Consider the following 22,454-nt stretch of genomic DNA (forward strand, 5'->3'; position numbering starts at 1 on the left):
CGTGTCCGTGATCCGGCTGCCGAGCCCGTTCACCTGGTACGACGGTGGGACCAGCCGACCCGAGGAGGTACCCATGACCGGTGGACGGGAGACCGTGGAGGTCGACCCGGTGGTGTTCCGCGCCGTCTACGACTCGCCCGCCTCGCTACCGGGCCGGCACCGCTGGACCACGCCGGAGTCGGACGTGCGCCGGCTGGAGAAGCTGCTGAACATGCCGGCGCGCAGCATCGGCGCCCCGCTCTGGGTCAGCGGCGACGAGCCGGACTGCCCGAAGTGCGGCCGCCGGGTGAACTGGTACGACATCGTCTCCTCGGCCCTGCACGGCGTGCACGACCGGGGCATGATCGCGCGGGTCATCCTCGGCGAGCGCAAGTACGTCAACACCGAGGTGCCGGACGCCGTCCCCGGCGTGCACTGCGCCGACTGCCGCACGCCCATCGAGGGGCTGCGCAGCTTCAAGTGCCACAACTGGGCGTACGCGTTCGAGGCGCTGGAGGAGATCGTCGAGCGGATGTCGGGCGTGCCGACTCACCCCGCGCCGCCCACGTCCTCCTGACCGCGCCGGGTCGGCCGGCGGCCGGGCGGTGACGGCGGCTCCGGACCCGGATCGGGCACCGGCGGCATGGGCCGGGTGACCGGGGCGTCGCCGGTCACCCGCAGCCGCTCGCCGTGGTGCCACAGCTCGACGGCGTCGGCCGGGCCGGCGTCGGGCAGCTCGTAGCGGGCCGCCTCCGGGGTGAGCGTGACCCGCAGCCGGTGCCCGTGCCAGCGCAGGTGGAACGCGAGCCGGCTGATCCGGCGGGGCAGCCGCGGGTCGAAGGAGAGCACGCCCCGGTCGTCGCGCAGCCCGCCGAAGCCCTGCGCCACCACGAGCCAGGCCCCGGCCAGCGAGGCGAGGTGCAGCCCGTCGGCGGTCTTGTCGCCGAGGTCCTCCAGGTCCTGCAACGCCGTCTCGGCGAACAGGTCGTACGCCAGGTCGAGGTGACCGACCTCGGCGGCGAGGATCGCCTGCGCGGAGGCCGACAGCGAGGAGTCCCGGACGGTACGGGCCTCGTAGTACGCGAAGTTGCGGGCCTTCTCGTCGGCGGTGAACTCGCCGGGGCAGCGCAGCATCGCCAGCACGAGGTCGGCCTGCTTGACCACCTGCCTCCGGTACAGCTCCAGGTAGGGGAAGTGCAGCAGCAGCGGGTAGTCGTCGGCGCGGGTGTTCGCGAAGTCCCACTCGGGCTGCTCGGTGAAGCCCGCCGACTGCTGGTGCACCCCGCGCTTGCCGTCGTACGGGACGTGCACGGCGTCGGCGGCGGCCCGCCAACCGGCGATCTCGGCCGGGTCGACGCCGAGCCGGGCGGCCGCCTCCGGAAGGCGCTCGGCGGCGTCGGCCGCCCCACGCAGGTTGCGCCGGGCCATCAGGTTCGTGAAGAGGTTGTCGTCGACCAGCGCCGAGTACTCGTCGGGGCCGGTGAGCCCGGTCAGGTGAAAGGTGCCGGTGTCGGACCAGTGGCCGTACCGGTGCCAGAGCCGGGCCGTCTCCACCAGCAGCTCCACGCCGCACTCGGCGAGGAAATCTTCGTCGCCGGTGGCCGCGACGTGGCGCAGCACCGCGTCGGCGATGTCGGCGTTGACGTGCAGCCCGGCGCTGCCCGCCGGCCAGTAGGCCGAGCACTCCCGGCCGCCGAGGGTCCGCCACGGGAAGGTGGCCCCGGCCAGTCGCAGCTCGGCGGCACGCTCCCGGGCCTCGGGCAGGTGCGCGTGCCGCCAGCGCAGCGCCGAGCGCGCCAGCCCCGGCGCCAGGTACGTGAGCACCGGCAGCACGTAGCCCTCGGTGTCCCAGAGGACGTGGCCGTCGTAGCCGTTGCCGGTGAGCCCCTTGGCCGGGATGGTCCGGTCGCCGTCGGCCCGGCCGGACTGGAGCAGGTGGAACACCGCGAACCGGAGCGCCTGCTGGAGTTCCGGGTCGCCGTCCAGCTCGACGTCGGCGGTGGCCCAGGCGGCGTCGAGGGCGGCCCGCTGCGCGTCGAGCAGGGCGGCGAAGCCCTCGGCCCGGGCCGCGTCCGCCTCCGCGACGACCAGGTCGGCCAGCTCGCCGGCCGGGGTGCCGTCGACGTGCGCGCATTCGTACGCGGCGAACTTCGTGACCCGGATCCGTTCGCCGGGGCGCAGCGGGCCGGTGACCGCCAGCCGGAACCGGTCGGGGGTCAGCTCGGTGTCGGTCGCGGCGGTGCCCGGCGCGTCGACCCGGTGGGCGACCGCGACGGCGACCCGCTGGGCGCTGCGTTCGGTCCGGTGCACGAGCAACCCGTCGGTGCCGTCCTGCCGGCCCGTCTCGGCGGTGAGCGGGTCGTGGATCACCGACGCGGCGCGCGGGTCGTCGGCGCGCTCCGGCACCCGTTCGTTGGCGAGCAGGTCGGCGCAGACCCGCACCTCGACGGAGCCGTCCAGCGGCTCGACCTGGTAGTCGACCGCGGCGACCGGCCGGCGGGGCAGCGAGACCAGCCGGGTGCTGCGGACCCGGACACCCCGGCCGCCCGGCGAGATCCACTCGGTCTCCCGGCGGACCACCCCGGCGCGCAGGTCGAGGACCCGCTCGTGCCGCCGGACCGTCCCGGTCCGCAGGTCCAGCGGCTCACCGCCGACCCAGAGCCGGACCAGCGCGGCGTTCGGGGCGCTGATCACGGTGTCGCTGTGCTCGGGGAAGGCGTACCCGTACTCCGGGTAGCTCAGCTCGCGCCGCTCGTGGAACCCGTTGAGGTAGGTGCCGGGCATCTCGTACGGCTCGCCCTCGTCGAGGGTGCCGCGCCAGCCCACCCAGCCGTTACCCAGCGCGAAGATCGACTCGGTCTCGCCGAGCCGGTCCAGGTCCGCCGCGGTGCGGCGGATCCGCCAGGTCTCGTCGCCCTGGGGGCTGTGCGGCACGGGTCCTCCCGAGGTCGGTACGTCGCGGCCACCGGATCAGACCCGGCTGAGAGGCGCCTGAGACTTGGGTGCCCCGACAGTCATTCCCCCACCACCCTCCAGGTGAACGGAGTATGAACGGTTGGTGAGGTGATTCATGACTGACGCCGTGGTGACCGACGTTCCGGATGTCAGTGCCGACTGGTACCACGACATCGTCGAGTTCGCCGACCGCACGCCGGAACCGGTGCACTGGTTCGCCGTGCACTTCACCGAGGGGGCCGTGGTCCTGCTCGGGGTGCTGCTGGTGCTGGCCGCGCTGTCCCGGCTGGTCGGGGGCGACCTCCGCGGCCGGGCGCTCGCCCTGGCCGCACCGGTTGCGGTGGTCTGCGCGTACGTGTCCAGCGAGGGGTTGAAGACCCTCGTCGCCGAGGACCGGCCCTGCCGCAGCCCCGCCGACCTGGTGATCGTGGCCGGGCACTGCCCGCCGGCCGGCGACTGGTCGTTCCCGAGCAACCACGCCACCATCGCGGGCGCGCTGGCCGCCACCGTGCTGCTGCTGCACCGCCGGATCGGCCTGGTGGCCGTCCCGCTGGCCGCGCTGGCCGCGTTCTCCCGCACCTTCGTGGGCGTGCACTACCCGCACGACGTGGCCGCCGGCCTGCTGCTCGGCGTGCTGGTGGGCACCCTGCTCACCCCGGTGCTGGCCCGCCCGGTGGCCGACGTGCTGCGCTGGCGGGTCCGCCGCGCCGCCGCCCGCCCGACCGTCCGGCCCGCCCGGCGCTGACCGGTTCTCCGCCGCCGGCGCTCACGTCGTCAGGACGAGGGTGAGGGCGGTGCCGAGGATCAGGGAGGGGCCGAACGGCAGGTGGCTGGACCAGCGGACCCGGCGGGCCGCGAGCAGCCCCAGGCCGGCCACCGCGGAGAGGGTGACGGCGAGCACCAGCCCCGCCACCAGCACCGGCCAGCCGTGCCAGCCGAGCAGCGCCCCGGCGCCGAGCGCCAGCTTGGCGTCGCCGAGGCCGAACCCGCGCCGGCCGAGCAGCAGGGTGGTCGCCGCGAAGCCCGCGCCGAGGGCGAGCCCGGCCGCCGTGGCGCGCAGCCAGGGCGCCGGGCCGGGCCCGGCCAGCCCGGCGACACCGAGCAGCACCCACACCCCGGCCGCCGCCGGCCAGGTCAGCCGGTCGGGGAGCCGGTGCACCGCCGCGTCGACCAGGGCCAGCGGCACCGCCCAGGCGAGCCACCAGGCGACGGCCGCCCGCACGCCGGCCGGCCCGCCGGTGAGCGCCACCGCCGCCACGGCGGCGACCAGGGCCACCTCCACCACCATCGGCGCGGCCCCGACCCGCGCCCGGCAGGACGGGCAGCGGGCCGCCGGCCCGAGCGCCGGCAGCGGCCGGTCCAGGCCGATCGGCGCGCCGCAGCCGTCGCACCCCACCCGGTCCGGCACACCCGGGGGTACGGCGTACCGGGCGACCGCCAGCCGCAGCAGCGGTACGACCGTCAGCGCGGCCCACAGCCGGACGGCCGGACGGCGGGCGGGGGCCGTCGGTGCGGCGGCCCGGACCCGTTCGGCGGTCATGCCGGCGCCCCGGGGCGGTCGCTGAGGGTTCCACTCTGGAGCACGCAGAGTGAATTTCGCCCGACCGCCGTGTCGCGGATGGCGCGGAAAACGGCGTCGGACCCGGGGCGGGCCGGGGCCGGATGACCGGCTGCCGGGGAGGGGCGGGCGGGCCGCCGGCCGAGGGGACGGATCGGACCAGAGGGGCTGTTGCCCCCCAATCCGCCGCCCGCCGCTACGCGCCCGGGACGCCCGACAACGCGTGCGGGTGAACGCACTCCTGCCGGCGGTCGACCCGCCCGCGGGCCGTTCGTCGTCGTCCGGACACCCACCGGCCGCCACCACCTGTCATCACGCAGAGTGTTCGGATCAATTGCCTCTGTTGCATCGGCGGACGTCAGCCTATGCTCGCCCCTTGGGTACGACGCAACCCCCGATCAATTGGCGTCGGAGGCCAACCGGAGACACCAGGTTTCGAATTCGTTAAAGATCAGTCCAGGTAAATGCAGCGGTAGCAGATGCGGCCCGGCCGGACACATCCGGGCGCACTTCCGCATGCCCGGAGTGCGTTGACGCGGCCACTCCGGGCCGCCACCGAGGAGGGCCCGGCGTTGCGCACACGGCAATCCCGACGATGGGAAACCTGCCTGCTCAGCCTTGCTCTACTGGCCGCGACCGCCGGCTGCGGCAGCGAGCCGGAGGCGACGACCCGCCCGCTGACCGGGGGCGCCGCCGCACCCGTCGCGCATTCCAGCGCCGAGGAGGAATCAGCCGGAAAGGCCGCGCTCGCCGCCTATTCCGGCTATCTCGACGCGTCCCGGGCGGCGAGCGCGCGCAGCGATCCCGGCCATCCGGCACTGGCCCGATTCGTGGCGGATCCGTTGCTGACCCGGGTGCGGGTGGCAATTCGCGAGGCGAAGGAGCACGGCGCCATGCGTACCGGAAGACTCGTTTCGGATCCCACCGTGGTCGCGGTCGACCTGGCCGCCGATCCGCCCACCGTGGAGATCCAGGACTGCCTGGACGCGACCGGCTACCGCCTCGTCTACGCCAAGGACCGCCGGGTCGTCCCCGGCACCCGCGGCGGGCGCTACCTGGCCACCGCCACGGCGACCCGCTACCCCGACGGCCGGTGGCTGATCAGCGCCGGCGCCGGACACCAGGACCAGCCGTGCTGACCTGGGGAGGAAGGGGTGTCCCGGCCCGGCCGACCCCGGCCGGGACGCCCCGCCGGCTGCTGCTCACCGCCGGCCTGGCGCTGCTGCTGGCGCTGACCGGGGCGCCCGCGCTGCTGGTGACCGGCGCGTCCGCCCGCGCCGGCAACCCCGGCGGCGAGTGCCCGCCCGGGCAGAACGACTGCAACGTCTGGGACGACGAACCCGGCACCCCGGGCAGGCCCGGCGGAGGCGGCGACCCCGGCGGCGGAGGCGGGAACGGCGGTGGCACGGCGAAGTGCCAGTGGAACGGCCGGGTCATCCCCTGCTACGACGACGTGCTCGGCTGGTTCAACAACGGCGACGGCTGCTACTACAAGCTGGCCGAGCCCCAGCCCACCGCCCCCGAGGGCCAGCAGTGGTACGTCCGGACCTGCAACGGTGGCGACCTCGGCGAGCAGAGCGTCGTGCTGCGCGACGGGCCGCCGCCCGGCTACGGCGCGCCGCCCGACCCGGAGGAACTGGCCCGCCGCGCGCTGGCCTCGATCTCGCTGCTGCCGCCCCGGGTCGCCGTCGCGCCCCGGCGCAGCAAGGGCCCCGGCCTCGTCGGGCTGCCGGTCTGGATGTGGGCCAGCGGCGGGGCGTCCTACTTCGGGCCGCTGCGCGCCTCCGCCTCGGACCGCGGGCTGACCGTCGGGATCACCGCCCGGGTGACCCGGATCGTCTGGACCATGGGCGACGGCACCCAGGTCACCTGCATGGGACCCGGCACGCCGTACGCCGCCGACGGCCCCCGGGCCGGGCGGACCTCACCCGACTGCGGCTACGACCGCGGCTACGCCCGGGCCGGCACCTACCAGGTCAGCGCCACCACGTTCTGGACCGTCGCGTGGTCCGGCGGCGGCGAGAGCGGCGAGATCGCCCAGAGCCGGGTCAGCGGGACCGTCCCGGTGCAGATCAACGAACTTCAGGTGGTGACGCGATGAGTGTGGCGACCCGTAACGGGATTCCCCTGGACGCGCCGGTGGCGCCGCCCAAGGTGGTCCGCCAGCGGCGGATCCGCCCCGGCCTGCTCGGCCTGGCCGTGCTGCTGATCGCCCTCGGCGGGCTGGGCGCGGCCTTCGCGGTCACCTCGGTCCGCTCCACCGGCAGCTACCTCGCGGTGGCCCGGCCGGTCGAGGTCGGTCGGCAGCTCACCGCCGACGACCTGGTCCCGGTGCGGGTCTCCGGCGGGCGGGAGCTCCAGCCGGTGCCGGCCGACCGGATCAAGGAGGTGCTGGGCCGGCGGGCCGCCGTCCGGCTCACCCCCGGCACGCTGCTGACCCCGGCCCAGCTCACCGACGCGCCGCTGCTCGGGCCCGGGCAGCAGCAGCTCGCGCTGGGGCTGGAGCCGAGCCAGGTGCCCGCCCGCAGGCTGCACCCGGGCGACAAGGTGCTGCTGGTCAGCATGCCCGACACCAGCCCCGGCGGCGCCGAGGCGACGCGCGCCGGCGGCACCCGCTTCGAGGCCACGGTGATCGACACCGCCACGCCGGAGAACGACGACGTGGTGGTCTACCTGGCGCTGGCCGTCCGGGACGTGCCGGCCGTGGTGGCGCTGGCCGCGGACGACCGGATCGCGCTCGTGCTCACCGAGGCGGCCTGATGGCGATCATCGCCCTGGTCTCGGCGAAGGGTTCGCCGGGCGTCACCACGGCCGCCCTGGCCGCCGCGCTGAGCTGGCACCGCCGGCTGGTGCTGGCCGAGTGCGACCCGGCGGGCGGCTCGATCCTCGCCGGCTACCTGGGCGGGGCGCTCGACGGCCCGCGCGGCCTCGGCGAGCTGGCCGTCGGGGAGCTGCGCGACGGCAACCTGGAGAGCGCCTTCTGGTCGCAGCTCGTCGACCTGGACGCGCCGAGGCGGGAGCGGCTGCTGCTGCCCGGCGTGGTCGACCCGGCCCAGGCCGGCAGCGTCACCCCGCTCTGGCAGCGCTTCGCCGACTTCTTCACCAGTTTGGAGCGGGGCGTCCCGCCGTACGACGTGCTTGTCGACTGTGGTCGGTTGCAGGTGGGCGGTCCACCGTGGCCGGTGCTGCGGGCGGCGGCCGTGGTGCTGCTGGTCACCCGGGCCCACCTGCCCGACCTGTCCGCCACCCGCGCCACCGTGAAGGCCATCGAGCGGGACTTCGCCGAGCACCGGGTCCCCCCGGGCACCCTGCGCCTGCTGGTCGTCGGGGACGGGCACGGTGGCAGCGAGATCAGCAAGGCGCTGCGGCTGCCGGTGATCGCCCGGCTGCCGCACGACCCGCGTACCGCCGAGGTGCTCGGGCACGGGGGCACCGTACGCGCCAACCGCCCGCTCATGCGCGCGGCCGGCGCGCTGGAGGTGCCGGTCCGGGCGCTGCTGGACCGGCGGCGGGCCCGGCTGGCCTGGCCGGGCGCCCCGGCCCCCCGAGCGGTGACCGCGCCGAGCACGCCGGGGGTGTCCGGTGCGGTTTGAGCCGGTCTCTCACGACCCGCGTGGCCAGCAGCCCGGGGCCACCTCGACGGCGCCGCCGCTGGTCCCGCCGAACGCGCGGCACCATCTGCCCCCGGCGCCCGCCGTGCCGGCCGCGCCGCCACCCCCGTCGCCCCGCCCCCGGGTCGACTTCGCGGTGGTCCGCGAACTGCGCCGGGAACTCAGCGAACGGCTCACGCTCTGGCAGCGCGGCCGGGAGTTCGACGCGGACGCGGAGGAGGTCGAGCGGGCCCGGCTGGCCGTCTCCGTGGTCTCGGCGTACGCGGACTCGGTCCGCCGCGCCGGCACGCCGATGGCCGCCGACGAGGAGCGGCTGCTGCTCGACCAGGTGACCGCCGAGCTGGTCGGCCTGGGCCGGCTCCAGACGCTGCTGGTCGACGACACCATCGAGGAGGTGCACATCCTCGGCTGCGACCAGGTGCGCATCACCCGGCACGGCGGCGGCGTGGACTGGGCCGAGCCGATCGCCGACAGCGACGACGAGCTGGTGGAGATCCTCCAGGCGGCGGCCCGCCGGGCCGGGGCGACCGAGCGGTCGCTGTCCACCGCCAAGCCGACGCTCGACCTGCAACTGCCCGACGGCAGCCGACTCGCCGCGGTCTTCCTGGTCAGCCACCGCCCGTACGCGGTGATCCGCAAGCACAACACGCTCGCGGTGAGCCTGGAGGACATCGCCGGTGGCCGGCCCGACCTGGACGAGATGATCGATCCGCTGCTGCGCGACTTCCTCCGCGCGTCCATGCGGGCCGGGCTGAACATCATGGTCGCCGGGCTGGCCGGGGCCGGGAAGACCACGGTCATCCGCGCGCTGATGGACGAGATCCCGGCCGACGAGCCGTACGTGCTGCTGGAGGAGAGCCGGGAGCTGCTGCCGGCCCGGCGCGGGCACAAGCACCGGGCGGTGATGAGCTTCGAGTCCCGGGAGGGGCACGGCGAGCGCGGGCTGGACGGCCGGCCCGCCGGCGAGGTGAGCATCGCCGACCTCATCCCGGTGTCGCTGCGGATGGGCGTGCTGCGGATCATCGTCGGCGAGGTGCGGTCCCGGGAGATCGTGCCGATGCTCCAGGCGATGACCACCAGCCGCGGGTCGATGTGCACGATCCACGCGCGTACCCCGGCCGGGGTGGGCGAGCGGATCATCGAGCTGGCGCTGGCCCACGGCCGGGAGATGACGGTCGACCAGGCCCGCCGCATGGCGGGCAACGCGCTGGACCTGATCGTCTACGTCACCGTCGAGGACGAGACCGCGATCGGCGGCCGCAAGCACCGCTTCGTCTCGCACGTCGAGGAGGTCATCGGCGTCGGCGAGGGCAACCGGATCACCACCACCAGCGTCTTCGGCCCGGGACCGGACGGCCGGGCGGTGCCCCGCCACCTGCCCGAACGGATCCGCGACCAGCTGCTCCGGGTCGGCTACGACGCCCGGCTGCTGACCCGGTTCATCGAGGCCGGCACGGGCGCGTGGCGACGGCCCCGGCACACCCGACTGGGTCGGCGGTGACCTCATGACGACGATCGAGTTGATCGCGCTGGTCTCCGGGGCGGCGTGCGTGGCGGGGCTGGTGCTGGCGGTGGTCGCGCTGGTCGGCACCCGCCGGCCGCCCCGTTCGACGGCGGGCGCCGGGCCCGGGCTGAGCCGGCTCTGGACCGGCTCCGGGGCCGGCCGCCGGGAGCAGCACCGCCACCAGGTGCTGCTCGGCGCGGCCGTGGTGGCCGGCGCGCTGGCCTTCCTGCTCACCGGGCTGCCGGTGGTCGGCCTGCTGGTGGCGCTCGCGGTGCCCGGGGTGCCGTGGCTCTTCGCGGTGGGCCGGGCCGAGCAGCGGGCCATCGCCCGGATCGAGGCGGTCGGCGAGTGGACCCGGCGGCTCAAGGACATCTCCAACACCGGCCAGGGTCTCCAGCAGGCCATCATCGGCACCATCGCCACCGCGCCGGAGGAGATCCAGGAGGAGGTACGCACCCTGGCGGCCCGCCTTCAGGCCGGCTGGCTGGCGAGGTCCGCCCTGCTCGCCTTCGCCGACGAGATCGCCGACCCGGTCTGCGACCAGGTGGTGGCGGCGCTGATCCTGCACCTCACCGACCGGGGCGAACGCCTGGGCGACGTGCTCGGCTCGATCGCCTCCGCCGCCTCGGCCGAGGTGGCCACCCGGCGCGAGGTCGAGGCGAAGCGGACGCAGCCGCGGTTCGCGGTCCGCTTCCTCACCGGGATGACCCTGGCCACGCTCGCGTACGGGCTGGTCAACAGCGACTACGTCCGGCCGTACGGGACGGTCTTCGGGCAGCTCGTGATGGCGGTGCTCGGGGCGGCCTTCGTCGGGCTGCTGGTCTGGGTGCGGTCGATGAGCCAGCCGCCCCGCCCGGCGCGCTTCCTGCCGGCGCCCGACCCGGAGGAGGCGATCGCGTGATGGTCAACTGGCAGTTGGCGATGGCCGTGCTGGGCGGGGCGGCCGTCGGGCTGGGCCTGTTCCTGGTGGTCCGCGAGGCCCTGCCGGCCACCCCGGCGCTCGGCCCGGCGCTGCGCCGGCTGCACCAGCCGCCCGGCCAGGCGCCGGTGGTCGGGAGCGGGCCGGACTGGCTCGGCGGCGTCTCGCGCTGGCTGCGCCCGCCGCACCGGCAGCTCGCCCTGCTCGACCGGACCCCCGAGCAGTACGCCCTGTCGGTGCTGCTCTCCGCGCTGGTCGGGTTCGCCACGCCGGCGGTCGCCTCGGCCGTGCTCTTCCTGGGCGGGGTCGCGCTGCCACTGGCCGTACCGGTGGTGGGGAGCCTGGGGTTGGCGCTGGTCGCCGGCCTGCTCGCGCACCGGGCGGTGCTGGCCCGGGCGGACGCCGCACGGGACGAGTTCCGCCAGGCGGTCTGCACCTACCTGGACCTGGTGGCGTTGCAGCTCTCCGCGGCGCACGGCCCGGTGCAGTCGCTGGAGCGCGCGGCGGCGGTCTGCGACGGCTGGGTCTTCGACCGGATCCGGGAGGCGCTGCGGATCGCCCAGCTCCAGATGCACTCGCCCTGGGACGAGCTCCAGGAGCTGGCCGACCGGATCGGCATCCCGGAGCTGGGCGACGTGGGGGCCATCATGCGCTCCTCCGGCAGCGAGGGCGCCCAGGTGCACGAGACCCTGCGCAGCCGCGCCGACTCGCTGCGCGACCAGATCCGCACCGACAACCTCGCCCGGGCCGAGGGGGTCACCAGTCGGCTGGACATCCCCGGCTCGCTGCTGGTCTTCGTCCTGCTCGGCTTCGCCGTCTACCCGTTCCTCGCCCGTCTGTGAGCCCCAGCCCCGACAAAGGAGACGACCATGCACCTCTACGCCTACCTGCACGCCGCGCTCAGCAGCCGCCTGGCCGAGCTACGGCGGGACACCGAGCGGGGCGACAGCCCGGTGCCGACCGCGGTGATCATCTTCGGCCTGGTCGCGGTGGCCATGGCGGTCACCGCGCTCGCCCTGACCAAGGCCAACGACTGGATGAACGCCATTCCGAACCACACGGATCCAAAGTGATGTCCCGCCCCGCCCGTACGGACCGGAGCCGACCGGCGCCCGCCGGCCGGCCCGCCGGTCGGCGCGGCCCGGGGCGGATCATCGCCGTCCTGCGTGGACGGCTCGCCGCCGGCGGGGACGAGCGGGGAGCCAACCCGGTCGAGCTGGCGGTGGTGATGCCGGCGATCCTGGTGCTGCTCTTCGCCTCGATCCAGCTCGCCGTCTGGTTCGTCGCCCGGTCCACCGCCCTCAACGCGGCGCAGACGGGGGTGAACGCCCAGCGGGTGCTCCAGGCCCCGCCGAACGCCGGCCGGGACCGGGCCACCACCTTCCTGCGTGCCGCCGGGGACTGGCTGGTCGACTGGGAGGCCCCCGGCCCCACCTGCACGACGACCGCCACCGAGGTCACCTGCACGGTCAGCGGGCGCTCCCTGTCGGTGATCCCGGGCGTGCGCTTCGCGGTCTCGCAGCGCGCGCACGGCCCGGTCGAACGCTGGACGACGGGGTGAGGCGGGTGGCGCGGGACCGGGGTTCCGTCTCGATCGAGGTGGCGGTGCTCGCCCCCGCCTTCATCGGGTTGATGGTGCTGGCCGGGGTGGCCGGCCGGACGGCCGTCGCCGACGAGGCGGTGGAGTCGGCCGCGCACGACGCCGCCCGCGCCGCCTCGATCGCCCGGGACGCGCGGACCGGCCGGACCGCCGCCACCGACGCCGCCCGCCGTCAGCTCGACTGGTCGGGGCTGCGCTGCACCGCCCCGCCGGCGTTGACCTTCCGCGGCTCGGTGGGGGACGCCGGGACCAGCTTCGCGGCCGCGTACCGCAGCGCGCCCGGGGTGCCGGCGACGGTAACCGTCACGGTGACCTGCACGGTCTCCTTCGCCGACCTGCGGGCGCCGGGGCTGCCCGGGGTGCCGGGCGGCAAGACCGTCTCGGCGAGCTTCACCTCCCCGCTGGACACCTACCGGAGCCGCCGGTGAGCGGGCGACGCGCGTCGGAGAGCGGCCGGGTGAGCCTCTTCCTGGCCGTGGCCATGACCGGCGTGCTCGCGATCATCAGCCTGGCGTACGACGGCGCCGGGCAGCTCCGCTCGTTGCAGCGCGCGGACAACCTGGCCGCCGAGGCGGCCCGCAGCGGCGGCCAGATGATCGACCGGGCCCACGCCATCGAGGGCGGCCCGAAGCAGATCGACGAGGTGGCCGCCCGGAAGGCGGTCGCCGACTACCTGGGCGCCGCCGGCGGGGTCCGCGACCACGACGTCAGCTTCCCGGTGGTCGCCGGCGAGCGGCAGATCCAGGTACGCGTCCGCATCACCTACCGCCGGGACCTGCTCGGTCTCCTCGGCTTCCAGAACACCGCCACCGTCACCGGTGAGGCCACGGCGCGGGCGCTCACCGGAGCCCCGTAGGAAGGGAAGGCAGCCATGGGTGCATCGCAACGCTCGGCCGTCCGGCGGACCGGCGAGGTCCTCACCGGCCTCGGCGCCCTCGTCGTGCTCTGCGCGGTGCTGGGCGGCGGGCCGATCGCCCTGCTGGCCTTCGCCGGCAACCCCCTCCCCGACCACCTGCCCACGCTGGCCGAGGTGGGTACGGCGTTGACCAGCCGCGACGACGGCCAGCTCTTCCTGCGGGCGCTCGCCGTGGTGGGCTGGTTCGGCTGGGCCACATTCGCCTTCTCCGTACTGGTGGAACTCCTCGCGGGGGCGCTGCGCCGGCCGGCGCCGCGGCTGCCCGGGATGCGCCGCCAGCAGCGGGCCGCGGCCGCGCTGGTCGGCTCGGTGGCGCTGATCCTGGCGGCCAGCCCGGCCGCGGCGAGCGCCGCCACCCTGGCCGCGCCGCAGCCGGTCGCCGCCGCGCCGGCGGCGGTCGCCCCGCAGGCCGGACACGCCGCCCCGCCGGCCCGGGCCGCCTCGGTCACCACGAGCCCGGCGGTGTACCGGGTGGCGAAGGGCGACTACCTGGGCGAGGTGGCCGACCGCTACCTGGACGACTTCGACCGCTACCGCGAGGTGGCCCGGCTGAACCGGCTCGCCGACCCGGACCGGATCCGGCCGGGGCAGCTGCTCAGGCTGCCCGAGGGGGCGGTGGACGCGGGCGCCCGCCGGCACGCCACCGGCCGGCTGGTCGTCACGCCGGCCAGCCCGTCCGGCCCGGCTGCCGGTCCGGCCGCGACGCCGGGCGGTGGCGACGCGTCCTCGACGACGCCGAAGGGCAAGCCGTCCCCGCACCCGGCCGGACGGGACACCACGCCCACCGTGGAGGCGCCCGCGGGGCAGCAGCCGGCCATGTCGACGGGGGCCTCCCGGGCCACCGTTGAGGACGGGATCAACCGCCCGCTGGCCATCTCGGCGGTGCTGGCGGTGGCGAGCATCGTGGGCGCCCAGATCGGCGCGGTCCTCGGCCTGCGCCGGCGCGCGGTGCCCCGGACCACGGTCCGCGACCTCGTGGGAGGCCGCCACCGCAGGGGCTGACGCCACCGGCCGGCGACGGCGGTCAGGGGAGGCGGGCCTCCAGGCGGCCGTTGACCACCCGGGTCGGGAGGACGACCTGGTCGTTGCCCGAGGGGCCGTGGACGACCTCGCCCCCGTTGAGACGGAACGTGCTGCCGTGCCAGGGGCAGACCACGCAGGCGTGCCCGTCGATCTCCTGCACGTCGCCCTCACCGAGCGGGCCGCTCTGGTGCGGGCAGCGCTCCAGCATCACCGTGACGTCGTCACCGTGCCGGTAGAGGATCACCGAGACGTCGTCGATCTCCCGGGTGAGGAGCTGCCGCTGCGGCAGGCTCGACATGTCGCCGAGCGGGTGCCAGCCGTCGCTGACCAGGTGCAGCTCGGAGATGCTCTGGCTGACCTGCGCGCCCTGCTTGTACGCGAGGTGCCCACCCAGGTACGCCCCGGCGCTCGCCGCCGACAGCCCCAGGTAGGCCAGCGCCCGGCCCAGGTTGTGCCGCCCGTTCATCCGGGCCGCCAGCGAGCCGGCGTAGAGGCTCAGGCCGATGGTGTTCGCGGCGGCGTGCACGAGGCCGATCCGGCGCTGGTCGCGGGAGAGTGCGGCCCAGTCGTTGAGCCCGGCCACGGCGGCCGGCAGCGCGCTGACCGTGCCGACCCCGACGAGCGCGGTGGCCGCCCGGCGCTGGCCGGGCATCAGGTCCACGACGGCGGCCGAGATCCAGGCGCCGACCGGGACCTGCACCATGGCGGGGTGCAGCGGGTGCCCCAGCCAGACGCCGTGCAGGAAGTCCCGGACCCGCTGGGGACGCAGCGTGCCCTGGACGGCGCGCTGCAACCGGTCACCGACCCGGTCGAGTCGGGTGTTCTGCTCGATCTTCGTCAATAGTTCGCGCACGCGGTCCGACTTCCCGGCAGGAGAGGCCCCAAACCGGGCGGCGACCACGGATCACCCCATCGGGTGGTCCCCGTCCGCCCGCCAGCGGTCGGCGTGCACGGCGGCGGCCAGCGGCCGGGGCGTACGCCAACCGTGCCGGACCAGGTCCGGAACGGTCTGGAGATGGCTCACCGGGCCCACGCAGAGCCAGGCCACCGGGCGGATGCCGGGCGGGATGCCGAGCAGGTCGGCGAGGAACGGCTCCCGGTAGAAGGAGACCCAGCCGACGCCCAGCCCCTCGGCGGTGGCGGCCAGCCAGAGGTTCTGGATGGCCAGGCAGACCGAGTAGAGGCCGGCGTCGGCGATGGCGTGCCGGCCGAGCACCGCAGGCCCACCCCGCCGTGGGTCGTACGTGACCACGACCGACAGCGTCGACTCCAGCACCCCGTCGATCTTGATGCGGGCGAACCGCTCGGCCGCGTCGCCGTCCAGCGTGGCGGCGAAGGTGTCCCGCTCGGCCTGCACGTGGGCGTGGAACCGGCGCCGGGTCCCCGGATCCCGGACCAGCACGAAGTCCCAGGGCTGCGAGTTGCCGACGCTCGGCGCGGCGTGCGCGGCCGTGAGGATCCGGTCCAGGACGCCGTCCGGCACCGGCTCCCCGGTGAACTCGGCGCGCACGTCGCGGCGGCGGTGGATGACGTCGTACAGGTCCACAGGCAGGCTCCCGCCGCACTCGGCCCACCCTCGCGGTGGGCGACTCAACGCTAGAGGGAGCCGTCAGCGCACGGGCGGGGCGGGCGGGGCCAGTTCGCGCAGCACCTGGCTGAGCCGGTCGATGCGGGACTGGGCCTCGGCGCGCAGCCGCTCGGCGAGCGCGTTCCAGTCCCGGATCGCCGACGCGGAGACGCCGCTGCGCTCCGCCACTGGTGACGGGCGCGACGGGCAACGTCGGGCGGCGCGTGGTGGAGCGACTGGTTGCGGCGGGCCACGGCGTACGGGCCGTGACCCGCGACCCGGGCCGCGCGAAGCTGCCGGCGGGTGTCGAGGTGGTGGCCGCCGACCTGGCCGATCCGGAGACCCTCCGACCGCACCTGGCGGGCGTCGACGCCGTGTTCCTGATCTGGCCGTTCGTCGAACCGGCCACGGCGGCGCGGCTCGCTCCGCGCGTCACCGCCGTGCTCGCCGCCGCCGGGTCGCCCCGGGTGGTGTACGTGTCGGCCGCCACCGCCGAGGCCGACCCGGACTCGTTCTGGGCCGTGGTCGAGCGCGCCGTCATCGCGTCCGGCCTGCCCTGGACGATGCTGCGTCCCACCGGGATCGCCACGAACACGCTGGGCTGGGTCCCGGCCATCCGCGCCGAGGGCGCGGTGCGCTGGCCGTACGGCGCGGCGGCCCGTTCGATGGTCCACGAGGACGACATCGCGGCCGTGGCGGTCGACGCCCTGACCAGCGACCGGCACGACCGGCGGACCTACGTGCTCAGCGGCCCGCAGACGGTCACCCAGGCCGAGCAGGTGCGCCTCATCGGCGCCGCGATCGGCCGCGACCTGCGCTGGGAGGACGTGCCCGCCGAGGCGGTGCGCCCCATGCTGGCCGCGGCGATGGGCAGCGCAGCGTTCGCGGACGCGGCACTGGCCGGCTGGGCGGCCATGGCGGAGACGCCGGAGCAGGTGACCGGCGACGTGGCGGCGGTGCTGGGCCGTCCGGCGCGTACGTTCGCCGACTGGGCCGCCGACCACGCGGCCGACTTCGCCTGAACCCGCCGCGCGGAAGCTGGCGCGGCGGGCGCCGGCGAGGGCATGCTGACGGGATGGGGGTACGCGTCGAGCACGCCGGGCCGGTGACCACGGTGATCCTGGACCGGCCGGAGGCCCGCAACGCCGTCGACGGACCGACCGCCCGGGCCCTGGCCGACGCCTTCCGCGCCTTCGAGGCGGACCCGGACGCGGCCGTCGCCGTGCTCTGGGGCGCGGGCGGCACGTTCTGCGCCGGTGCCGACCTCAAGGCCATCGGCACGCCGCGCGGCAACCGGGTCGAGCCCGAGGGCGACGGTCCGATGGGCCCGACCCGGATGCGCCTGTCCAAGCCGGTGCTCGCCGCGATCTCCGGGTACGCGGTGGCCGGCGGCCTGGAACTGGCGCTCTGGTGCGACCTGCGGGTCGCCGAGTCGGACGCGACGCTCGGGGTGTTCTGCCGGCGCTGGGGCGTGCCGCTCATCGACGGCGGAACCGTGCGGCTGCCCCGGCTCATCGGCGAGAGCCGGGCCATGGATCTGATCCTCACCGGCCGCCCGGTCCCCGCCGACGAGGCGTACGCCATGGGTCTGGTGAACCGGCTGGTCGCGCCGGGCACGGCCCGGGCGGAGGCCGAGCGGCTGGCCGCCGAGATCGCCCGGCACCCGCAGACCTGCCTGCGCAACGACCGGGCGGCGGTGCTGGCGGGCGGCGGCCTGCCCGAGCCGGAGGCGCTGGCGACCGAACTCGCCTTCGGGATGGAGTCCCTGGTCACCGACGCCATGAAGGGCGCGGCCCGGTTCACGGCCGGCGCTGGCCGGCACGGCGCACCGGCCGACTGACCGGCTACTTCAGGTTGCGCAGGGCCTCCTCGATGGCGCGGTGGAAGGTCGGGTACGCGTAGATCATGTGCCGGAGCTGGCTGACCGGGACGGCCGCGTGCACCGCCACGACCAGCGCGGAGAGCACCTCGCCGCCGGCCGGGCCGACCGAGGTGGCGCCGATCAGCACGCCCTGGTCGGCGTCGGCGACCAGCTTGATGAAGCCTGCGTTGCCGGCCTTGTGGATCCAGCCTCGGGTGGACGCGGTCAGGTCGGCGTACCCGGTCTGGACGTTGACGCCCCGCTCGCGCGCCTGGTGCTCGGTGAGGCCGACGGCGCCCACCTCGGGGTCGGTGAAGGTGACCCGGGGCAGCGCCCGGTAGTCGGCGACCGGGACGCTGCCCGGGGCGGCGGTCGACCCGCCTGCGCTCATCGCCCCGCCGACCGCGCTGACCACGCCCGCCGCGCCGCCGACCACGCTCGCGGTGCCGCTGGCGTCCGCCCCGCCCTTCATCCGCCGCATGTGGTCGAGCACGTCGGCGACGACGATGCCCGCCTGGTACATGGCGATGTGGGTGAACGCGCCCTCGCCGGTGAGGTCGCCGACCGCCCAGAGCCCCTCGGCGGCGTGCATCCGCTCGTTGACCGGCAGGTAGCGCTGCGTGCAGTCGATGCCCACCGAGTCCAGGCCCAGCTCCTCCAGGTGCGCCTTGCGGCCGGTCACCACGAGCAGCTTCTCGCCGCTGAACGCGGCGCCGTCGGCGTGGACGGTGAAGGCGCTGCCGTCGTGGCTGACCCGCCGGGCCCGGACGCCGGTGTGGATCTCGACCCCGTCGGCCCGCAGCGCGCCGGCGGCGATCTCCGACGCCTCCGGCTCCTCGAGGGCGAGCACCCGGTCGGCCGCCTCGACCACGGTCACCCGGACGCCGAACCGGGCGAAGACCTGGGCCAGTTCCAGGCCGATGGCGCCGCCGCCCAGCACCAGCAGCGACTCCGGCAGCTCCTCGACCTCGATGGCCTGGTGGTTGGTCCAGTACGGGGTGCCGGCCAGCCCGTCGATCGGCGGGACCGAGGGGCGGGTGCCGGTGCCGAGGACGATCCCGTAGCGGGCCTCGAACACCTGGTCGCCGACGCGCACCCGGTTCGGACCGTCGAGCCGGCCGCTGCCCCGGAGGAACCGGCCGCCCTTGCCGGTGAACCGGTCCACGGCGACCTTGTCGTCCCAGGTGTCGGTGGCCTCCTCGCGGATCCGCCGGGCGACCGGCGCCCAGTCGGGCCGTACCTCGGCGCTGCCGGCAAGCTCGTTGACCCGGTGCGCCTCGGCCAGCGCGTTCGCCGCCCGGATCATCATCTTGCTCGGGATGCAGCCCCAGTAGGGGCACTCGCCGCCGACCAGGTCCCGCTCGATCCCGACCACGGTGAGGCCGGCCTCGGCGAGCCGCCCGGCCACCTCCTCGCCTCCGACCCCGAGCCCGACCACGACCACGTCCACCAGTTCCGGCTGCGCCATCCCGCCAGCATTCCGCACCGCCGGGCCGCCGGCCAACGCGTCGGGCCGGAATTCCCGCGCTGGTAACCAGCCCGACCGCCTACCGTGGCCGGATGCAGGCACGCTTCGCCCCGGTCCGGGACTGCTTCCACGACCTCTTCGCCACCGGCCGGGAGACCGGGGCCGCGCTGGCCGTCTGGCACGACGGCACGCCCGTGGTCGACCTGGTCGGCGGCACCCGCGCCACCGTCCCGCCCGGCGCGGCCGTCCCGGCCGACGGGGCCGGGGAGCCGTGGCGGCCGGACACCCTGGTCAACGTCTTCTCGGTGGGCAAGCCGGTGGTCGCGCTCTGCCTCCTGCTCCTGGTCGACCGGGGCCGGGTCGACCTGGACACGCCGGTGTCGGCGTACTGGCCGGAGTTCGCCGCCCCGGCCACCGTGCGGCAGGTGCTGGACCACACTGCGGGGCTGCCCGCGTTCCCGGTGCCCCGGCCGGCCGCGGCGATCGCCGACTGGGGGCTGCTCTGCGCCGACCTGGCCGCCGCCGAGCCCGAGTGGGCGCCGGGCAGCGTCGCGGGCGAGCACGCCTGGACGTACGGGCACCTGGTCGGCGAGCTGGTCCGCCGGGTGGACGGGCGGCCGGTGGGGCGGTTCCTGGCCGAGGAGATCGCCGGACCGTGGCGCCTCGACCTGGCCTTCGGGCTGGGCGCGGCGGACCAGCGGCGCTGCGCCGACGTGTCGTACGGCGACCCGGACTGGGCGGTCCGGATGCTGGGCGAGCCGGGGTCGCTGCGCGCCCGGGCGGTGGGAAATCCCGCCGGCGGGCTGGACCTGGCGGTGCTGAACAGCCGGCTGTGGCGCGGCGCCGAGGTCCCGGCGGTGAACCTGCACGCCACCGCGTCCGGCCTGGCCCGGCTCTACGTGGGCCTGCTCGCCGGCGGCACCCTCGACGGGGTACGCCGGTTCAGCCCCGAACTGGTCGCCGAGGCGACCCGGGTGCAGTACGACGGGCCGGACCTGGTGCTGGACCGGCGGGCGTCGTGGACGTTGGGCATGCAGTGGGAGCCGGACGGGAGCTGGGGCATGGGCGGGATCGGCGGCAGCAGCGCCTGGGCCGATCCCGAGCGCGGCTACACCTTCGCGTACGCGACCGCCCGGCTGGCCGACCACGACCGGGTGGAGGAGCTGGTCGAGGCGGTGCACTCCTGCCTCTGACGGGAAGCGGTCGGCGAGAGCCGTTGCAGCGCCGGGTCGAGCACGTGGAGCGGCACCACCCGGTCGAACGCCGAGCACGCCGACGCCAGCGCCGGGTGGTCGTGTACCCGCAGGTCGCGGGTGAGGAGCACGACCGCCGTGCGGTCGCTCACGCGACCAGTGCCGGCCGGAGGGCGGGACCGGGGATCCGCACCGGCGCGCCGGCCGGGGTGAGCAGCGCGCGCGCGGCCACCGCCATCCGCCGCCGACGGGGTACGAGGGCCCGGCGGGTGAACACGTCGAAGTCCTGGGCGGCCACCTCGTCGAGGATCCCGCCGTAGAGCGCGTACGCGGTGCGCATGCAGCCCTGCGAGGCGGGGGCGAGCAGCGGGATGCCGGGCGCGGCGGCTTCGTAGTGTGCCTGGGCGCGGGTCACCTCGTACTCGATCAGCTCGCGCAGCCGTGGGGTGGCGCGGCCGGCGGCCCGGGCGGCGAGCAGGTCCTCGCGGGTGACGTCGAACCTGGCCAGGTCCTCGTCGGGCAGGTAGGTCCGCCCCCGGTCCAGGTCCTCGGCCACGTCCCGGATGAAGTTGGTGAGCTGGAAGGCGAAGCCGAGCTGGCGGGCCGGCTCCCGGGCGGCGGCCGGGTCGGAGCTGCCCAGGATCGGCAGCATCATGGTGCCGATCACCGCGGCCGAACCGTCCATGTAGTCGAGCAGGTCGTCGTACGTCGGGTAGGACGTCACGGTCAGGTCCATCGTCATGCTGCGCAGAAACGACGCGAAGTCGCCGCGGTCGAGGTCGAAGACGGCGATGGTGTGCAGCACGGCGGGGAGCAGCGGGTCGTCGACCGACGCACCGTGCAGGCCGGCGACGAAGCGGGCGGACCACTCCTCCAGCCGGGCGGCGCGCTCGGCCGGCGGCAGGTCCTCGGTGCGGTCGACGATCTCGTCGGCGTAGCGGGTGAAGCCGTACAGGGCGTGCACGTGCCGTCGTTTCCAGTCGGGGAGCAGCCGGGTGGCGAGATAGTAGGTACGGCCGTGACGCCGGTGCAGCTCGCGGCAACGCTCATAGGCAGCGGTGAGATCGGTGTCCACCGGCCCTCCTCGAATTCGATGCAGCAATCGACGCAACTCGTAACTCTAGGGTACGCTCGCCCGCATGGCCAACGACGCAGTTGCGGACAGTTCGCTCCGGGTGGTCGCGCCAGCTCAGCCCGGAACGCCGGACGATCCGGTCCGCGGTGTGCTGGCCGCGTTCACGAACGACCTGGTGAACGGTGTCGACAAGACTCTCGCGGCGTTCCTGGCCACCGAGGTCGACTCGCTCGCCGAGATCGACGCGGCGATGGGCGGGTTCGCCGCGAGCGCCCGCGACTGCGTGCTGGCCGGCGGCAAGCGGGTCCGGCCGACCTTCGCGTACTGGGGCTGGCGCGGGCTGACCGGCGGCGACGCGCCGCTGCCCGCGGTGCTGCCGGCGCTCGCCGCGCTGGAACTGCTGCACACCTTCGCGCTGGTGCACGACGACGTGATGGACGCCTCCGACACCCGGCGCGGCCGGCCCACCGCGCACCGGGCCGCCGCCGACCGGCACCGGGCGGCCGGGCACACCGGCGACCCCGAACGGTACGGCGAGGCGGTCGCCGTGCTCATCGGCGACCTCTGCCTGGTCTGGGCCGACCGGCTGATGGCACACGCGACCGTGCCGCCGGCCCGGATGCTCGACGTGCGCCGCTGCTACGACCAGATGCGGGTGGAAACCGTCGCCGGGCAGTTCCTCGACGTGCTCGGCGAGCACGACGCGGCGCACTGGTCGGTGGACCGGGCGCTGCGGGTGGCCCGCTACAAGACCGCCGGCTACACCGTCCAGCGACCACTGCTCTTCGGCGCCGCCCTGGCCGGGGCCGAGGCGGACACCCCGCTGATCGCCGCGTACACCCGCTACGGGCTGGCCGTCGGCGAGGCGTTCCAGCTGCGGGACGACCTGCTCGGGGTCTACGGCGACCCGGTCACCACCGGCAAGCCGGCCGGTGACGACCTGCGGACCGGCAAGCCCACCGTGCTGCTGACGCTGGCCCGGCAGTTGGCCGACCCGGCCCAGCGCCGCGCCCTGGAACGGGCCGGCACGGTCACCGGGGCGCGCGAGGTGGCGCGCCTGGCCGACGTGGTGCGGGACACCGGGGCGGTGGCCCGGGTCGAGCGGATGATCGCCGACCGGGTGACCGAGGCGCAGGCCGCGCTCGACGCCGCGCCGATCGACGGCACCGCGCGGACCGCGCTGACGGGCCTCGCCACCGCCGCCACCACGCGGCGGGCATGATGG

At 75.7% G+C, this 22,454-nt stretch carries 26 protein-coding genes; 18 read left to right on the forward strand and 8 right to left on the reverse strand.

The annotated features are described in order from the left end of the window. The first annotated feature begins 73 nt into the window (after positions 1 to 73). The gene (locus FXF50_RS13105; protein ID WP_148427592.1) at positions 74 to 556 is read left to right on the forward strand and encodes a hypothetical protein; all 483 of its coding nucleotides are present in this window, start codon (positions 74 to 76) and stop codon (positions 554 to 556) included. Here the strand turns inward: FXF50_RS13105 and FXF50_RS13110 are convergent. Beyond that, entirely contained in the window at positions 529 to 2,913 is a 2,385-nt protein-coding gene (locus FXF50_RS13110) for a glycoside hydrolase family 65 protein (RefSeq protein ID WP_148427594.1), read from the reverse strand. The genes FXF50_RS13105 and FXF50_RS13110 overlap by 28 nt on opposite strands. Positions 2,914 to 3,049: 136 nt before the next feature. Here FXF50_RS13110 and FXF50_RS13115 point away from each other — a divergent pair, with 136 nt between their 5' ends. After that, positions 3,050 to 3,679: a phosphatase PAP2 family protein gene (locus tag FXF50_RS13115; RefSeq protein WP_148427596.1), complete on the forward strand. Its 630-nt coding sequence runs from the start codon at positions 3,050 to 3,052 to the stop codon at positions 3,677 to 3,679. Between the two features lie 21 nt (positions 3,680 to 3,700). Here the strand turns inward: FXF50_RS13115 and FXF50_RS13120 are convergent, their stop codons facing one another. Beyond that, positions 3,701 to 4,474, reverse strand: a complete 774-nt coding sequence (locus tag FXF50_RS13120; RefSeq protein WP_148427598.1) for an A24 family peptidase — start codon at positions 4,472 to 4,474, stop codon at positions 3,701 to 3,703. A 590-nt stretch (positions 4,475 to 5,064) separates the two neighbouring features. On the opposite strand from FXF50_RS13120, the gene FXF50_RS13125 reads away from it, so the two are divergent. The 12 genes from FXF50_RS13125 to FXF50_RS13180 are packed head-to-tail and all read left to right on the forward strand — an operon-like array spanning position 5,065 to position 14,044. Beyond that, complete coding sequence (locus tag FXF50_RS13125; RefSeq protein ID WP_148427600.1) at positions 5,065 to 5,631, forward strand: hypothetical protein; 567 nt, start codon at positions 5,065 to 5,067, stop codon at positions 5,629 to 5,631. Then, on the forward strand, positions 5,625 to 6,593 hold the full coding sequence (locus FXF50_RS13130) for a hypothetical protein (protein WP_148427602.1): 969 nt from the start codon (positions 5,625 to 5,627) through the stop codon (positions 6,591 to 6,593). Before FXF50_RS13125 ends, FXF50_RS13130 begins: the two co-directional genes overlap by 7 nt. Further along, a complete protein-coding gene (locus FXF50_RS13135; RefSeq protein WP_148427604.1) occupies positions 6,590 to 7,252 on the forward strand; it encodes an SAF domain-containing protein in 663 nt (220 codons plus the stop codon). Before FXF50_RS13130 ends, FXF50_RS13135 begins: the two co-directional genes overlap by 4 nt. Further along, the gene (locus FXF50_RS13140; protein ID WP_148427606.1) at positions 7,252 to 8,085 is read left to right on the forward strand and encodes a ParA family protein; all 834 of its coding nucleotides are present in this window, start codon (positions 7,252 to 7,254) and stop codon (positions 8,083 to 8,085) included. The genes FXF50_RS13135 and FXF50_RS13140 overlap by 1 nt, the downstream gene beginning before the upstream one ends. Next, positions 8,075 to 9,604, forward strand: coding sequence for a CpaF family protein (locus FXF50_RS13145; RefSeq protein ID WP_148427608.1), 1,530 nt, complete (start codon positions 8,075 to 8,077; stop codon positions 9,602 to 9,604). The genes FXF50_RS13140 and FXF50_RS13145 overlap by 11 nt, the downstream gene beginning before the upstream one ends. A gap of 4 nt (positions 9,605 to 9,608) precedes the next feature. Next, on the forward strand, positions 9,609 to 10,508 hold the full coding sequence (locus FXF50_RS13150; RefSeq protein ID WP_148427610.1) for a type II secretion system F family protein: 900 nt from the start codon (positions 9,609 to 9,611) through the stop codon (positions 10,506 to 10,508). Beyond that, entirely contained in the window at positions 10,508 to 11,368 is an 861-nt protein-coding gene (locus tag FXF50_RS13155) for a type II secretion system F family protein (RefSeq protein WP_148427809.1), read from the forward strand. The genes FXF50_RS13150 and FXF50_RS13155 overlap by 1 nt, the downstream gene beginning before the upstream one ends. Before the next feature lie 27 nt (positions 11,369 to 11,395). Then, complete coding sequence (locus tag FXF50_RS13160; RefSeq protein WP_148427612.1) at positions 11,396 to 11,599, forward strand: hypothetical protein; 204 nt, start codon at positions 11,396 to 11,398, stop codon at positions 11,597 to 11,599. After that, a complete protein-coding gene (locus FXF50_RS13165) occupies positions 11,599 to 12,087 on the forward strand; it encodes a TadE family protein (RefSeq protein ID WP_148427614.1) in 489 nt (162 codons plus the stop codon). The genes FXF50_RS13160 and FXF50_RS13165 overlap by 1 nt, the downstream gene beginning before the upstream one ends. Next, complete coding sequence (locus FXF50_RS13170) at positions 12,084 to 12,554, forward strand: TadE/TadG family type IV pilus assembly protein (protein WP_148427616.1); 471 nt, start codon at positions 12,084 to 12,086, stop codon at positions 12,552 to 12,554. Before FXF50_RS13165 ends, FXF50_RS13170 begins: the two co-directional genes overlap by 4 nt. Before the next feature lie 53 nt (positions 12,555 to 12,607). After that, positions 12,608 to 12,982 carry a hypothetical protein gene (locus FXF50_RS13175; protein ID WP_255510020.1) on the forward strand — a complete coding sequence of 125 codons (375 nt, stop codon included), beginning with the start codon at positions 12,608 to 12,610 and terminating at the stop codon, positions 12,980 to 12,982. A 15-nt stretch (positions 12,983 to 12,997) separates the two neighbouring features. After that, a complete protein-coding gene (locus tag FXF50_RS13180; protein ID WP_148427620.1) occupies positions 12,998 to 14,044 on the forward strand; it encodes a LysM peptidoglycan-binding domain-containing protein in 1,047 nt (348 codons plus the stop codon). A 22-nt stretch (positions 14,045 to 14,066) separates the two neighbouring features. On the opposite strand, the gene FXF50_RS13185 is transcribed toward FXF50_RS13180, so the two are convergent. From FXF50_RS13185 to FXF50_RS29315, 3 genes are all read right to left on the reverse strand, one after another. After that, positions 14,067 to 14,918 carry a Rieske 2Fe-2S domain-containing protein gene (locus FXF50_RS13185; RefSeq protein ID WP_148427622.1) on the reverse strand — a complete coding sequence of 284 codons (852 nt, stop codon included), beginning with the start codon at positions 14,916 to 14,918 and terminating at the stop codon, positions 14,067 to 14,069. Between the two features lie 51 nt (positions 14,919 to 14,969). Next, positions 14,970 to 15,611, reverse strand: coding sequence for a 5,6-dimethylbenzimidazole synthase (bluB, locus tag FXF50_RS13190; protein ID WP_148427624.1), 642 nt, complete (start codon positions 15,609 to 15,611; stop codon positions 14,970 to 14,972). A 63-nt stretch (positions 15,612 to 15,674) separates the two neighbouring features. After that, on the reverse strand, positions 15,675 to 15,821 hold the full coding sequence (locus tag FXF50_RS29315; protein WP_187399650.1) for a hypothetical protein: 147 nt from the start codon (positions 15,819 to 15,821) through the stop codon (positions 15,675 to 15,677). On the opposite strand from FXF50_RS29315, the gene FXF50_RS13195 reads away from it, so the two are divergent. Together FXF50_RS13195 and FXF50_RS13200 are read left to right on the forward strand one after the other, a co-directional pair. Beyond that, complete coding sequence (locus FXF50_RS13195; protein WP_148427626.1) at positions 15,821 to 16,654, forward strand: SDR family oxidoreductase; 834 nt, start codon at positions 15,821 to 15,823, stop codon at positions 16,652 to 16,654. The two genes, FXF50_RS29315 and FXF50_RS13195, sit on opposite strands and share 1 nt — an antisense overlap. A gap of 53 nt (positions 16,655 to 16,707) precedes the next feature. Further along, complete coding sequence (locus FXF50_RS13200) at positions 16,708 to 17,472, forward strand: crotonase/enoyl-CoA hydratase family protein (protein WP_148427628.1); 765 nt, start codon at positions 16,708 to 16,710, stop codon at positions 17,470 to 17,472. 4 nt (positions 17,473 to 17,476) lie between these two features. On the opposite strand, the gene FXF50_RS13205 is transcribed toward FXF50_RS13200, so the two are convergent. Next, positions 17,477 to 18,961 (reverse strand): NAD(P)/FAD-dependent oxidoreductase, encoded by a 1,485-nt coding sequence (locus FXF50_RS13205; protein WP_148427630.1) that lies wholly within the window; start codon positions 18,959 to 18,961, stop codon positions 17,477 to 17,479. 92 nt (positions 18,962 to 19,053) lie between these two features. Here FXF50_RS13205 and FXF50_RS13210 point away from each other — a divergent pair, with 92 nt between their 5' ends. After that, positions 19,054 to 20,154: a serine hydrolase gene (locus FXF50_RS13210; protein ID WP_148427632.1), complete on the forward strand. Its 1,101-nt coding sequence runs from the start codon at positions 19,054 to 19,056 to the stop codon at positions 20,152 to 20,154. Here FXF50_RS13210 and FXF50_RS30245 read toward each other — a convergent pair. Together FXF50_RS30245 and FXF50_RS13220 are read right to left on the reverse strand one after the other, a co-directional pair. Beyond that, positions 20,070 to 20,306, reverse strand: coding sequence for a deoxyribodipyrimidine photo-lyase (locus tag FXF50_RS30245; RefSeq protein WP_370464095.1), 237 nt, complete (start codon positions 20,304 to 20,306; stop codon positions 20,070 to 20,072). The two genes, FXF50_RS13210 and FXF50_RS30245, sit on opposite strands and share 85 nt — an antisense overlap. Beyond that, positions 20,303 to 21,229, reverse strand: coding sequence for a phytoene/squalene synthase family protein (locus FXF50_RS13220; RefSeq protein WP_148427634.1), 927 nt, complete (start codon positions 21,227 to 21,229; stop codon positions 20,303 to 20,305). The genes FXF50_RS30245 and FXF50_RS13220 overlap by 4 nt, the downstream gene beginning before the upstream one ends. A gap of 64 nt (positions 21,230 to 21,293) precedes the next feature. Here FXF50_RS13220 and FXF50_RS13225 point away from each other — a divergent pair, with 64 nt between their 5' ends. Further along, positions 21,294 to 22,451, forward strand: a complete 1,158-nt coding sequence (locus FXF50_RS13225) for a polyprenyl synthetase family protein (protein ID WP_148427636.1) — start codon at positions 21,294 to 21,296, stop codon at positions 22,449 to 22,451. Positions 22,452 to 22,454: the final 3 nt, after the last annotated feature.

This window comes from Micromonospora sp. AP08 (assembly GCF_008085935.1).
Taxonomy (GTDB): Bacteria; Actinomycetota; Actinomycetes; order Mycobacteriales; family Micromonosporaceae; genus Micromonospora; species Micromonospora chersina.